Raw genomic sequence first — 13,971 nt, forward strand, 5'->3', positions numbered from 1 at the left:
GGGCCGTTCTGCATCGGAAAACAAACAGTGTCAGATGGTGCGCGAGAAGCGCTCCTGCTGCGCGCCCCCCAGGTAGGCGTCGAAAGCCATGGCCACGCTGCGCATCATCAGCTGGCCCTGGGGCAGCAGCACCAGCGCGTCGTCGTGCAGTTCGATCAGGCCGTCGCCGACCTGCTCCTGCAACTGACGCAGCGCGCCCTCGAAGTACTCGCCAAAGCGAATGCCATGGCGCTCCTCCAGCGGGGCGTAGTCCACCCGGCCATGGCACATCAGCGCGCTGATCACCTCGCGGCGCAGGCGGTCGTCGTCGGTCAGGCGATAGCCCTTGTGCACCGGCAGCAGGCCCTCATTGAGCCGCGCGTAGTACTGCGACAGCTCCTTCACGTTCTGTCCGTAGGTGTCACCGACCTTGCTGATGGACGACACACCGAGGGCGATCAGGTCGCAGTCGGCATGGGTCGAATAGCCCTGGAAGTTACGCTGCAGGGTGCCGTTGCTGCGGGCCACGGTGAGTTCGTCGTCCGGCAGGGAAAAATGGTCCATGCCGATGTAGACGTAGCCCGCTTCGGTCAGGCGCTGGATGGTCAGCTCCAGCAGTTCCAGCTTGCGCTCCGGTGGCGGCATGTCCTCGCGGCGGATCAGCCGCTGCGCGCGTACCCGCTCGGGCAGGTGGGCGTAGCTGTAGGCGGCGATGCGGTCGGGGCGCAGGGCGATGATCTTGCCGAGGGTGGTGTCGAAGCTCGCCACGGTCTGCAGCGGCAGGCCATAGATCAGGTCCACCGAGACCGACTTGAACTTCGCCTCGCGCGCCGCCGCCACCAGGTCGAAGACCTGCTGCTCGCTCTGCACGCGGTTGACTGCTTCCTGCACCTTCTCGTCGAAATCCTGCACGCCGAAGCTCAGGCGGTTGAAGCCCTGGGCGCGCAGCTCGGCGATGCGCTCGCGGCTGATGGTGCGCGGGTCGACCTCGATGGAGAATTCGTGGGCGTCGCTTTCGTCGAGGTTGAAATGCTCGCGCAGGCTGTCCATCACCTCGCTGAGCTGCTCGCTGGTCAGGTAGGTCGGCGTGCCGCCGCCCAGGTGCAGCTGGGTGAGCTTGCGCGTGCCGTCGAACAGCTCGGCCTGCATGGCGATCTCGCGCTTGAGGTAATCCAGGTACTCCACGGCGCGGTGGGTCTTCTGGGTGATGATCTTGTTGCAGGCGCAGTAGTAGCAGAGGCTCTTGCAGAACGGGATATGGATGTACACCGAGAGCGGCTTGGCCGCGCTCCCGTTGCCGGGATGGTTGCTGCGCCGGGCGGCCGCGCGGTAGTCGTCGGCGGCGAACGCGCCATGGAACTGCGGCGCGGTGGGGTAGGAGGTGTAGCGCGGGCCGGGACGGTCGTACTTCTCCACCAGCGCGCGGTTGAAACTCATCGATTCGGGCATGACACGGGCTCCTGAGGCGCTGGCAGTCTGTCGCTGCGAGTCGCCGCCGCACGATACTCCGCTCAAGCTACGCGCCTCCTGCGCAGGATCAAGAAGTTCTGTCGTACAGGACGAATCTCCACCTTCCTGCAGTAGCTGCTGATCGAGGGCAGCACGCCTGTTCACGCATTGGCAATTGAATGGCCATCGCTATTTACTTTTATATACAGCGAAACACCAAGTTGCGCACGTTCGCAGCAATATCCCGCCTCGTTTTGGAATTCCCCTTGATCTGTGTCTAGGCTGGACCTCTGCAGCACCTTCGAGTGCGAAGAAAAAATAGAGATTCCACAAGACTGACCGTGATTCGGCTTATGGCAAGACCCGCGAGTACAGGTACCCACTCACCTGTCCGGGGTGGCTACGGCTGGATGGAACGAACCGTTGCTGACGGTACCTTCAAGGGACTGCGTGCAGAATGGCTACTTCAATTCCAGCCGGCGACCGCTATCGCGCCCTCGGCTTGTCGACCCTGGCCTTTACCCTGTGCTTCGCCGTATGGACGCTGTTCTCCATCCTCGGCCTGCAGATCAAGAACGAGTTCGGCCTCAGCGATACCCAGCTCGGCCTGCTGATGGCAACACCGGTGCTGACCGGCTCGATCTCGCGCATCTTCCTCGGCCTGTGGACCGACCGTTACGGCGGCCGCTGGGTGTTCGGCCTGCTGATGCTGGTGTCGGCCGTCTGCGTCTACCTGCTGACCTTCGCCAACAGCTTCCCGATGCTGCTGGTGGCCGCGCTGGGTGTGGGCCTGGCCGGCGGCGGCTTCATCGTCGGCACCGCCTACACCGCCACCTGGTTCGAACCGGCGCGCCAGGGCACCGCGCTGGGCATCTTCGGCGCCGGTAACGTCGGCGCCGGCCTGACCAACCTCGCCGCCCCGCTGCTGATGCTTGCCCTGGGCTGGCGTGGCGCGGCACTGGTCTACGCCATCGTGCTGGGGGTGATGGGCATCCTGTTCATCCTGCTGGCCAAGACCGACCCGCAGGCCGCCACCCGCCAGGCCAAGGCCGTGCCGCTGGCCGAGCAACTGGCGCCGCTGGCCGAGCTGCGCGTGTGGCGCTTCTCGCTGTACTACTTCTTCGTCTTCGGCGCCTTCGTGGCTCTGGCCCTGTGGCTGCCGCACTACCTGATGGAGGTCTACGGCCTGGGCCTGGCCGCCGCCGGTTTCGTTGCCGCGCTGTACACCGTGCCGGCCTCGCTGTTCCGCATCCTCGGCGGCTGGCTGTCGGACCGCTACGGCGCGCGCCGGGTGATGTACTGGACCCTGAGCCTGTCGGTGATCTGCACCTTCCTGCTCAGCTATCCACCGACTCGTTACGTGGTCACCGGCGTGCGCGGCGAGGTGGAGTTCGCCATGCACCTGGGGCTGATCGGCTTCGCCGCGATCATCATCGTGCTGGGCTTCTTCATGTCCCTGGGCAAGGCGGCGGTGTTCAAGCACATCCCCACCTACTACCCGCAGCACGTCGGCGTAGTCGGGGGTCTGGTGGGCATGATGGGCGGCCTGGGCGGCTTCCTGCTGCCGCTGACCTTCGGCATGCTCAATGACGTGGTCGGCATCTGGCAGAGCTGCTTCATGCTGCTGTTCCTGATCGCCGCCGGCGCCCTGGCCTGGATGCACTACGCGATCCGCATGGCCGAGCGCGTGGAATGGGCCGAGCGCAGTTCCTCCCGCGACCTGCCGGAACTCTCCACCCCCAGCAGCTTCGTGCTGCGCGAATGGCACCCCGAAGACCCGACGTTCTGGGAGCAGACCGGCAAGCGCATCGCCACGCGCAACCTGTGGATCTCCATCCCCAACCTGCTGCTGGCCTTCGCCATCTGGATGGTCTGGTCGGTGGTGGTGGCCAAGCTGCCGCTGGCGGGCTTCGAGTACAGCGCCAACCAGCTGTTCTGGCTGGCCGCCCTGCCCGGCCTGTCCGGCGCCACCCTGCGCATCTTCTACAGCTTCATGGTGCCGATCTTCGGCGGACGGCGCTGGACGGCGCTGTCCACCGCCTCGCTGCTGCTGCCGGCGCTGTGGATCGGTTTCGCCGTGCAGAACCCGAACACGCCGTACCTGGTGATGCTGATCCTCGCGCTGCTCTGCGGCCTGGGCGGCGGCAACTTCTCCTCGAGCATGGCGAACATCTCGTTCTTCTTCCCCAAGCAGGCCAAGGGCGCGGCCATGGGCCTGAACGCCGGGCTGGGCAACCTGGGCGTGAGCGTCATGCAGTTCGCCGTGCCGCTGTGCATCACCATGGCGGTGTTCGGCGGCCTGGGCGGCGAGCCACAGATGACCAGCGCCGGCACGCCGCTGTGGCTGCAGAACGCCGGCTTCATCTGGGTGCCCTTCATCATCGTCGCGACTCTGGCCGCGTGGTTCGGCATGAACGACATCGCCAGCGCCAAGTCGTCCTTCGCCGACCAGATGGCGATCTTCAAGCGCAAGCACACCTGGCTGATGAGCGTGCTCTACACCGGCACCTTCGGCAGTTTCATCGGTTTCTCGGCCGGCTTCCCGCTGCTCGCCGGGCACCTGTTCCCCGGTGTCGACGTGCTCAAGTTCGCCTTCCTCGGCCCGCTGATCGGCGCGCTGGCCCGCGCCTTCACCGGCGGCCTGGCGGATCGCTTCGGCGGCGGGCGGATCAGCCTCTGGGTGTTCGTCGCCATGGCCGTGTGCGTTGGCGGCGTGCTGTTCTTCATCGAAGGCAAGGACCAGCCGGGGGCCTTCTGGGGCTTCCTGGCGATGTTCCTGCTGCTGTTCTTCTTCTCCGGCGTGGGCAATGCCAGCACCACGCAGATGATCCCGGCGATCTTCCGCATCATGACGCCGCGCCTGTTCCCCAGCCTGCCCGCCGAGCAACAGTCACTGCAGAGCGAGAAGGAGTCCGCCGCCGCGGTGGGCTTCATCTCGGCGGTGGCGGCCTATGGCGGCTTCTTCATCCCGAAATCGTTCGGCAGTTCGTTCGACCTCACCGGAGGCCCGGAATGGGCGCTCTACGGGTTCATCGTGTTCTATGGACTGTGTATCGCGCTGACCTGGTTCTACTACACCCGTGGCAATGCCGAAGTTCGTTGCTGACGAGCTGCGTTGCTGAAGAGTCGCGTTGCTAGAGAGGCGCGTTGCTAACCGCGCGCCCTGCCAAGGAGGAGAAACATGAGCTTCTTCATCGACCGTCTGCGCTACCTGGTCAAGCGTCCTCCGGAGTTCGCCGGTGGCCACGGCGAAACCCGCGATGAGAGCCGCGACTGGGAAGACGGCTACCGCCAGCGCTGGCAGTTCGACAAGATCGCCCGCTCGACCCACGGGGTGAACTGCACCGGCTCCTGCAGCTGGAAGATCTACGTGAAGAACGGCCTGGTCACCTGGGAAACCCAGCAGACCGACTACCCGCGCACCCGCCCCGACCTGCCCAACCACGAGCCCCGTGGCTGCCCGCGCGGTGCAAGCTACTCCTGGTACCTGTACAGCGCCAACCGGCTGAAATACCCCATGGTGCGCAAGGCGCTGGTGCAGCTGTGGCGCGAGGCGCTGGCGACCCACAAGGACCCGGTGCTGGCCTGGGCGAGCATCGTCGAGGACCCGCAGAAGGCGAAGCAGTACAAGTCCATCCGTGGCCGTGGCGGGTTCGTCCGCGCAGACTGGGACGAGATGCAGACCCTGGTAGCCGCCGCCAACGTCTACACCGTGAAGACCTACGGCCCGGACCGCGTCGCCGGCTTCTCGCCGATCCCGGCGATGTCGATGGTTTCCTATGCGTCGGGCACCCGCTACCTGTCGCTGATCGGCGGGGTGTGCCTGTCCTTCTACGACTGGTACTGCGACCTGCCGCCCGCCTCGCCGCAGGTATGGGGCGAACAGACCGACGTGCCCGAGTCCGCCGACTGGTACAACTCCGGCTACATCATCGCCTGGGGTTCCAACGTCCCGCAGACCCGCACCCCCGACGCGCACTTCTTCACCGAGGTGCGTTACAAGGGCACCAAGACCATCGCCATCACCCCGGACTACGCGGAAATCTCCAAGCTCTGCGACGAGTGGATGAGCGCCAAGCAGGGCACCGACTCCGCGCTGGCCATCGCCATGGGCCATGTGATCTTCAAGGAATTCCACCTGGAGAAACCCAGCGCCTACTTCACCGACTACATCCGCCGCTACACCGACATGCCGATCCTGGTCGAGCTGGAACAGCGCGACGACGGCAGCCTGGTGCCAGGCAAGCAACTGCGCGCCAGCGACTTCGACGGCAACCTGGAGCAGGCCAACAACCCCGAATGGAAGACCGTGGCCTGGGACGAGAGCGGTGATCGCCTGGTAGTACCGCGCGGCGCCATCGGCTTCCGCTGGGGCGAGAGCGGCCACTGGAACCTGGAGCAGGTCGACGCCGACGGCAAGGAAATCAGCCTGCGCCTGTCGCAGCTGGGCCAGCATGACGAAGTGGCGCGGGTGGCCTTCCCCTACTTCGGCGGCATCGAGCGCCAGCACTTCCCCAACGTCAAAGTGCGCGACGTCATCTACCACCACGTGCCGGCCAAGCGCCTGAAACTGGCCGATGGCCGCGAAGTGCTGGCGGTCACGGTGTTCGACCTGACCGCTGCCAACTACGGTATCGACCGTGGCCTGCAGGCCACCGTCGGCGGCGCGGGCGAGGACGATGGCGCCAGCGACTACGGGCAGATCAAGCCCTACACCCCGGCCTGGCAGGAGGCGATCACCGGGGTGCCGGCGGCGCAGATGATCCGCATCGCCCGCGAGTTCGCCCACAACGCCGACAAGACCCACGGGCGTTCCATGATCATCGTCGGTGCCGGGATGAACCACTGGTACCACATGGACATGAACTACCGCGGGCTGATCAACATGCTCATCCTCTGCGGTTGCATCGGCAAGAGCGGCGGCGGCTGGTCGCACTACGTCGGCCAGGAAAAGCTGCGCCCGCAGACCGGCTGGACGCCGCTGGCCTTCGCCCTCGACTGGCACCGCCCGCCGCGCCACATGAACGGCACCTCGTTCTTCTACAACCACTCCAGCCAGTGGCGTTACGAGAAACTGGAAGTGAAGGAGCTGCTCTCCCCGCTGGCCCGCCCGCAGGACTTCAGCGGCAGCCTGGTGGACTTCAACGTGCGCGCCGAGCGCATGGGCTGGCTGCCCTCCGCGCCGCAGCTGGGGATCAACCCGCTGCGCCTGGCCGCCGCCGCCCAGGCTGCTGGCAAGAGCACCGTGGACTACACCGTCGAGCAGCTGAAAAGCGGCCAGCTGAAATTCGCCAGCGAAGACCCGGACAACCCGCAGAACCACCCGCGCAACCTGTTCGTCTGGCGTTCCAACCTGCTCGGTTCCTCCGGCAAGGGCCACGAGTACATGCTCAAGTACCTGCTGGGCACCAAGCATGGCGTGCTCGGCAAGGACCTGGGCGAAGTGGGCAAACAGAGGGCCGAGGAAGTGGTTTGGAAGGACGACCCCATCGAAGGCAAGCTCGACCTGCTGACCACCCTGGACTTCCGCATGTCCACCACCTGCCTGTATTCGGACGTGGTGCTGCCCACCGCCACCTGGTACGAGAAGGACGACCTCAACACCTCGGACATGCACCCCTTCATCCACCCGCTCACCGCCGCCACCGACCCGGCCTGGGAAGCGCGCAGCGACTGGCAGATCTACGACGGCATCGCCCAGGCCTTCTCGCGCCTGTGCGTCGGCCACCTGGGCGAGGAAACCGACCTGGTCACCCTGCCCCTGCAGCACGACAGCCCCGGCGAGCTGGCCCAGCCCGAAGTGCGTGACTGGAAGAAAGGCGAGTGCGAGGCAATCCCCGGCAAGACCATGCCGTCGCTCATCGAGGTCAAGCGCAACTACCCGGAAACCTACGAGCGCTTCAGCTCCGTCGGCCCGCTGCTGGACACCATCGGCAACGGCGGCAAGGGCATCGCCTGGAAGACCGAGACCGAGGTCGACCTGCTCGGCAAGCTCAATTACCGCAAGCTCGAAGGCTCCGCCGCCGGCCGGCCGAAGATCGCCTCGGCCATCGACGCCGCCGAGATGATCCTCGCCCTGGCGCCGGAGACCAACGGCCAGGTGGCGGTGAAGGCCTGGGCGGCGCTGTCGAAGATCACCGGGCGCGACCACACGCACCTGGCCAAGCCCAAGGAAGAGGAGAAAATCCGCTTCCGCGATCTCGTGGCGCAGCCGCGCAAGATCATCTCCAGCCCCACCTGGTCGGGCCTGGAAGACGAGCACGTGAGCTACAACGCCTGCTACACCAACGTCCACGAGCTGATCCCGTGGCGCACCGTCACCGGCCGCCAGCAGTTCTACCAGGACCACCCGTGGATGCGCGCCTTCGGCGAGAGCCTGATGGTCTATCGCCCGCCCATCGACACCAAGGCCGCCGCCAGCGTTGCCGCGCCGAAGAGCAACGGCAACCCGGAGATCGCCCTGAACTGGCTGACCCCGCACCAGAAGTGGGGCATCCACTCCACCTACAGCGACAACCTGCTGATGCAGACCCTGTCGCGCGGCGGGCCGATCGTCTGGATGTCCGAGGATGACGCGCGCTCCATCGGCGTCTCCGACAACGACTGGATCGAGCTGTACAACGCCAACGGCGCCATCGCCGCCCGCGCAGTGGTGAGCCAGCGAGTGCGCCCGGGCATGGCGATGATGTACCACGCCCAGGAACGCATCCTGAACATCCCCGGTTCGGAGATGACCGGCACCCGCGGCGGCATCCACAACTCGGTCACCCGGGTCTGCCCCAAGCCGACCCACATGATCGGCGGCTACGCGCAGCTCTCCTACGGCTTCAACTACTACGGCACCGTGGGCTCCAACCGCGACGAGTTCGTCATCGTGCGCAAGATGCGCCGCATCGACTGGCTCGACGGTGAAGGCAACGACTATCAGCAGGAGGCCGTCAAATGAAGATTCGTTCCCAGGTCGGGATGGTCCTGAACCTCGACAAGTGCATCGGTTGCCACACCTGCTCGGTCACCTGCAAGAACGTCTGGACCAGCCGCGAAGGCATCGAGTACGCCTGGTACAACAACGTCGAGACCAAGCCCGGCATCGGCTACCCCAAGGAGTGGGAGAACCAGAAGAAATGGAACGGCGGCTGGGTACGCAACGCCGACGGCTCCATCAACCCGCGCATCGGCGGCAAGTGGCGGGTGCTGGCGAACATCTTCGCCAACCCGGACCTGCCGGAGATCGACGACTACTACGAACCCTTCACCTTCGACTACCAGCACCTGCACAGCGCCAAGCAGGGCGAGCACCAGCCGGTGGCGCGGCCGCGTTCGCTGATTTCCGGGCAGCGCATGGACAAGGTGGAATGGGGCCCGAACTGGGAAGAGCTGCTGGGCACCGAGTTCGCCAAGCGGCGCAAGGACATCAACTTCGACCAGGTCCAGGCGGACATCTACGGGCAGTTCGAAAACACCTTCATGATGTACCTGCCACGCCTGTGTGAGCACTGCCTGAACCCGGCGTGCGTGGCCTCGTGCCCCAGCGGCGCGATCTACAAGCGCGAGGAAGACGGCATCGTCCTCATCGACCAGGACAAGTGCCGCGGCTGGCGCATGTGCATCAGTGGCTGCCCGTACAAGAAGATCTACTACAACTGGAAAAGCGGTAAGTCGGAGAAGTGCATCTTCTGCTATCCGCGCATCGAGACCGGCCAGCCCACCGTCTGCTCGGAAACCTGCGTCGGGCGCATCCGCTACCTCGGCGTGCTGCTCTACGACGCCGACCGCATCGAGGAAGTGGCCGCCTCCAAGGACGACCGCGACCTCTACCATCGCCAGTGCGAAATTTTCCTCGATCCGCACGACCCGGCCGTCATCGCCCAGGCGCGCAAGGACGGCATCCCCGACAACGTGATCGCCGCCGCGCAAGCCTCGCCGGTGTACAAGCTGGCCATGGACTGGAAGCTGGCCCTGCCGCTGCACCCGGAGTACCGCACCCTGCCGATGGTCTGGTACGTGCCGCCGCTCTCCCCGATCCAGTCCGCCGCCGAGGCCGGGCACGTGGAGTTCGACGGCGTGCTGCCCAAGGTCGAGTCGCTGCGCATCCCGGTGCGCTACCTGGCCAACATGCTCACCGCCGGCGAGGAAGCCCCGGTGGTGCTGGCGCTGAAACGCCTCATGGCGATGCGCGTGTACATGCGCGCCAAGCACGTCAACAAGGAGCTGAACACCGAAGTGCTGCAACAGGTCGGCCTGACCCAGAACCAGGTCGAGGAGATGTACCGCTACCTGGCCATCGCCAACTACGAGGATCGCTTCGTCATCCCCACCGGGCACCGCGAGCACATCCCCGAGGCCTACGCCGAACGCAGCGGCTGCGGCTTCACCTTCGGCGACGGCTGCAACGGCGGCGGCAACAACCAGGTCAGCCTGTTCGGCGGGCGCAAGAACACCACCACGCTGGTCAAGCCGGTCGAGACCTTCGACCCGGTGGAGGACAGCCGCCATGGGTAACTACGAAGCCATCCCCAAACCTCACGACGGCCCCATCGTTGGCCTGCTCAGCCTGCGCGTCCTCGCGCGCCTGCTCGACTACCCCAGCGCCGAGCTGCAGGCGGCCTGCGCCGAAGCCGTGGAAATTCTGGACGGCGAGGACCGCCTGCCGCTGAAGCTGCGCGCCGAGCTGGCGCAGTGGTGCGGCGAGCTGGCCGCAGGCGAGTTGCTGGACCTGGAGGAAGCCTACGTCGAGCTGTTCGACCGCGGCCGCGCCACTTCGCTGCTGCTGTTCGAGCACGTGCATGGCGAATCCCGCGATCGCGGCCAGGCCATGGTCAACCTGCTGGCCGAGTACGAGGCCGCCGGCTTCCAGCTCGACGCCCGCGAACTGCCGGACTACCTGCCGCTGTTCCTGGAGTACCTGTCCACCCGCAGCCACGAGGAAATCGGCCAGTGGCTGGGCGACATCCAGCACATCCTCGCCCTGCTTGCCGCGCGCCTGGATGAACGCGACACCTGCTACGCGCTGGTGCCCCACGCCCTGCTCGCGCTGATCGGCGCCACCGAAGCCGTCGAGGAGCAGCGCCCGGTAGCCGCCAGCGAAGAACCGGACAACACGCCCCAGGCGCTGGATGCGGTGTGGGAGGAAGAAGCCGTGCGCTTCCACGCCGAAACCGACAAGGACTGCAGCCTGCAGTCCGCCGAAGGGCGACGCCTGGCCGAGCGCAAGTACGAAGCGCTGCCCCAGGTCGTCCAGATCATGCCGTCAGAGCGCCCATGAGCTAACGCCAACGAGCTAATGAACGGAGGCCCATCATGTTCGAGCAATACCTGCTCCAATTCATCTACGGCATCTACCCCTACCTCGCCGGCACGGTGTTCCTGCTTGGCAGCCTGATGCGCTACGACTACGGCCAGTACACCTGGAAGACCGGCTCCAGCCAGATGCTTTCGTCAAAGCACATGCGCCTGGCAAGCAACCTCTTCCACATCGGCATCCTGGCCATCTTCGGCGGCCACCTGGTCGGCCTGCTGACACCGCACTGGGTCTACGCGCCGTTCCTTTCGGCCGGGCACAAGCAGCTGATGGCGATCATCTTCGGCGGCATCGCCGGGGTGCTCTGTGTCATCGGCGGCGCCATGCTGCTCTGGCGGCGGCTGACCAACCCGCGGGTGCGCGCCTCCTCCAGCGTGATGGACAACCTGATCATCGCCCTGCTCCTGCTGCAGGCCTGCCTGGGCCTGACCACCATCTTCGAATCCATGGACCACCTGGACGGCGGCATGATGCTGGCCCTGGCCAACTGGGCGCAGGCCATCGTGTTCTTCCGCGGGGGCGCCGCCGACTTCGTGATGGAGGCGCCGCTGATCTTCAAGCTGCACATCTTCCTCGGCCTGACCATCATCCTGCTGTTCCCCTTCACCCGCCTGGTGCACGTGTGGAGCATTCCACTGGGCTACTTCGGGCGCAGCTACCAGATCGTCCGCCGTCGCGGCTGAGCGCTTGCCTCATAAGGAAACGCAGATGGACATGATTGCAGTCGAGACCCTCCCCGATGCGCCGATCCCGGTGATCCGCGTCGGCGACACCGAACTGACCGAGGCGGACATCGCCAAGGAAACGCCCTTCCACCCGGCCTCATCCCTGGCTGACGCGCAACTGAGCGCGGTGCGTGCGCTGGTGGTCCGCGAACTGCTGACGCAGCGCGCCGCCATGCTCGGGCTGACCGCCAGCAACGAGGATGAAGACCAGGCCGTGGCGACCCTGCTGGAGCGCGAACTGAACGTGCCCGAGCCGGACGAAAGCAGTTGCCAGCGCTACTTCGACACCCACCGCGAGCGCTTCTCCGAGCCGACCCGCCTGCGCGTAAGGCACATCCTGCTACCGGCCGCGCCGGAAGACGCCAAGGCCCGCGACGCGCACTACCGCCTCGGCGAGAAGCTGCTGAAGGAGCTGGCCGCGCACCCGGAACGCTTCACCGAACTGGCCCAACGGCATTCCGCCTGCCCGTCGAAGGACGAAGGCGGCGAGCTGGGCTGGCTGACCTCCGGGCAGACGGTCGCCGAGCTGGACCAGGCCCTGCAGCGCCTGCCGGTGGGCCTGCATGACCGGCCGCTGGCGTCGCGCTACGGCTGGCACATCGTGAGCGTCGACGAACGCCAGGAGCGCAAGCCACTGCCCTACGCCCAGGTCGCCCACCGCGTGCACCACAGCCTGCGCGAGGAATCCACCCGCCACGCGCTGCGCCAGTACCTGCTGGCGCTGGAGAAGGAGTTCGGCGTCAAGGGCTTCAGCCTGGACGCCGACCCCATCGAAGGCTCGGGCAACCGGCGCAGCGATATCGGGCTCTGACGCGGCTCAGGAGCGCTCGCGGCGTACCGTGGAGAGGAAACTGGTGGGGATCGACATCAACAGGATGTAGGCCGACACCGCCAGCATCAGGCCGCCGCTGCCCAGCAGCAGGTAGCGACGCTCCTTCACCACGGTCACGTCCAGGCCGCCGGAGAAGAGAATCCAGCCCAGCCCCGCCAGCGCAACGGTGAACAGGATGGCGATCAGGTAACTGGCCGCGACGATCAGCATCCAGAGCGGGTTCCAGCGCCTGCGCGGCGGCTTTTCCATGGCTTCGGGCCTCCAGCCCCACATCGAACACTCACTAATCGGCGCAGTCTGATGGCCACTGGCCGCTTTCGCAATGCGACGAAAGCGCAGGACGTGCTGTCCAGGCGCGACGGAACTGGCGCAAACCCGACCGGAAGAGGCAGTTTGGCATACCGAAAAACCGGCAAGGGCGCTTACAATCACGGTTTTTGCCGACAGTGCAGTACGGTTTTCCAAAATGGCGCTCGATCCACCCACCATGTTGACCATCACGGTCGCCCTCGCCGCGGCCGCAGCGCTGTACCTGGCCATCGAATGGGGCAGCGTGCGCGAACGCTCGCTGCTCTACTGGAGCGCCGGCTTTGCCACCATCACCATCGGATCCACCCTCGCCCTGTTGCGCATGAGCGGCTACCTGCTGGTAGGCATCTGGTTCGCCAACGGCCTGCTGGTGCTGGCGCACTGGTTCTTTCTCTACGGGGTGGCGAAATTCACCGAGGCGCGGCTGTCGCGGGGCTGGCTGCTGGTGCCGATCACCTGGGCGGCACTGCTGGCCTTGCCCGACGGCGGCCCGCTGTGGTCCAAGCTCATGCTCCTGGCCAACTCCTGGCTGGTCGCCCTGCTCTCTCTGCGCGCCAGCTACCTGCTGCGGCCCCACGGCAAATCCCTGAGCGTGGGCGCGGTGCAGCTGCGCTACGTCATGCTGGTGCACGGCGCCTTCTACCTGGCCAAGGGTGCCACGGTGATCATCCCCGGCACGCTGATCGACCTGGCGGCCTTCCGCGGCGAGATCATCCAGATTTCCCTGGTCGAGGGCGCCATGGCGATTATGCTGATCGCCCTGTCGATGACCGGCACCGAGCGCTACCGCCGCGAGAAGCGCATCGCCCGCCTCGCCGCGCGCGATCCGCTGACCGCCCTGTACAACCGCCGTGCCCTGGAAGTCCGCGCGCCGCGCGTGTTCGAGGACATTTCCGCGGAGCGCCCCGGCGCGCTGCTGCTGATCGACATCGACAACTTCAAGCAGGTCAACGACCTGCACGGCCATACCGCCGGCGACCGCCTGCTGGTGGCGCTCAGCGAGATGATCCGCGCGGCGCTGCCGGAGCGAGCCGTGGCGGCGCGCCTGGGCGGTGACGAGTTCGTCATCCTGCTGAGCAACGTTGGCGGCGGGCAGGTGCTGGAGCTGGCCGGCAAGCTGCGCGAGCAGTTCCAGAGCACCGCCACGCAGAACTTCGCCACGCCCCAGGCAGTGACCCTGAGCATCGGCGCCAGCCTGTTCGACCAGCCGCCGGCGAGCCTCGCCGCGCTGATCGAGCAAGGCGACGCCGCGCTCTACGAGTCCAAGCGCGGCGGCCGCGACAGCATTCGCCTGATGGATCGCACGGTGGCCGGGGGTGATCCGCTGCGGTTGGGGTGATGGCCAAGGCCGAGGATTCTTCACGCAAGAAAGAACG

9 protein-coding genes are annotated in these 13,971 nt (G+C 66.2%); 7 read left to right on the top strand and 2 right to left on the bottom strand.

Annotated features, from left to right (window positions below):
- Positions 1–30: 30 nt before the first annotated feature.
- On the bottom strand, positions 31–1,428 hold the full coding sequence (hemN, locus tag J2T47_RS20405; RefSeq protein ID WP_253450889.1) for an oxygen-independent coproporphyrinogen III oxidase: 1,398 nt from the start codon (positions 1,426–1,428) through the stop codon (positions 31–33).
- A gap of 457 nt (positions 1,429–1,885) precedes the next feature.
- Here hemN and J2T47_RS20410 point away from each other — a divergent pair, with 457 nt between their 5' ends.
- From J2T47_RS20410 to J2T47_RS20435, 6 genes are all read left to right on the top strand, one after another.
- On the top strand, positions 1,886–4,534 hold the full coding sequence (locus tag J2T47_RS20410) for a nitrate/nitrite transporter (protein WP_253450892.1): 2,649 nt from the start codon (positions 1,886–1,888) through the stop codon (positions 4,532–4,534).
- Positions 4,535–4,609: 75 nt separating this feature from the next.
- Complete coding sequence (locus J2T47_RS20415) at positions 4,610–8,374, top strand: nitrate reductase subunit alpha (RefSeq protein ID WP_253450894.1); 3,765 nt, start codon at positions 4,610–4,612, stop codon at positions 8,372–8,374.
- Entirely contained in the window at positions 8,371–9,930 is a 1,560-nt protein-coding gene (gene narH, locus J2T47_RS20420) for a nitrate reductase subunit beta (RefSeq protein ID WP_253450897.1), read from the top strand. The genes J2T47_RS20415 and narH overlap by 4 nt, the downstream gene beginning before the upstream one ends.
- Positions 9,923–10,693, top strand: a complete 771-nt coding sequence (narJ, locus tag J2T47_RS20425; protein ID WP_253450900.1) for a nitrate reductase molybdenum cofactor assembly chaperone — start codon at positions 9,923–9,925, stop codon at positions 10,691–10,693. Before narH ends, narJ begins: the two co-directional genes overlap by 8 nt.
- A 35-nt stretch (positions 10,694–10,728) precedes the next feature.
- Complete coding sequence (narI, locus tag J2T47_RS20430; protein WP_253450903.1) at positions 10,729–11,412, top strand: respiratory nitrate reductase subunit gamma; 684 nt, start codon at positions 10,729–10,731, stop codon at positions 11,410–11,412.
- Positions 11,413–11,437: 25 nt separating this feature from the next.
- On the top strand, positions 11,438–12,265 hold the full coding sequence (locus J2T47_RS20435; protein ID WP_253450905.1) for a peptidylprolyl isomerase: 828 nt from the start codon (positions 11,438–11,440) through the stop codon (positions 12,263–12,265).
- Between the two features lie 6 nt (positions 12,266–12,271).
- Here J2T47_RS20435 and J2T47_RS20440 read toward each other — a convergent pair whose 3' ends face one another.
- Positions 12,272–12,535 (bottom strand): hypothetical protein, encoded by a 264-nt coding sequence (locus J2T47_RS20440; RefSeq protein ID WP_253450909.1) that lies wholly within the window; start codon positions 12,533–12,535, stop codon positions 12,272–12,274.
- Between the two features lie 217 nt (positions 12,536–12,752).
- Between J2T47_RS20440 and J2T47_RS20445 the strand changes: the two genes are divergently transcribed.
- Entirely contained in the window at positions 12,753–13,934 is a 1,182-nt protein-coding gene (locus tag J2T47_RS20445; protein ID WP_253450912.1) for a GGDEF domain-containing protein, read from the top strand.
- The last annotated feature ends 37 nt before the right edge of the window (positions 13,935–13,971 follow it).

The organism is Pseudomonas nitroreducens, from assembly GCF_024170165.1.
Lineage (GTDB): Bacteria > Pseudomonadota > Gammaproteobacteria > Pseudomonadales > Pseudomonadaceae > Pseudomonas > Pseudomonas nitroreducens_C.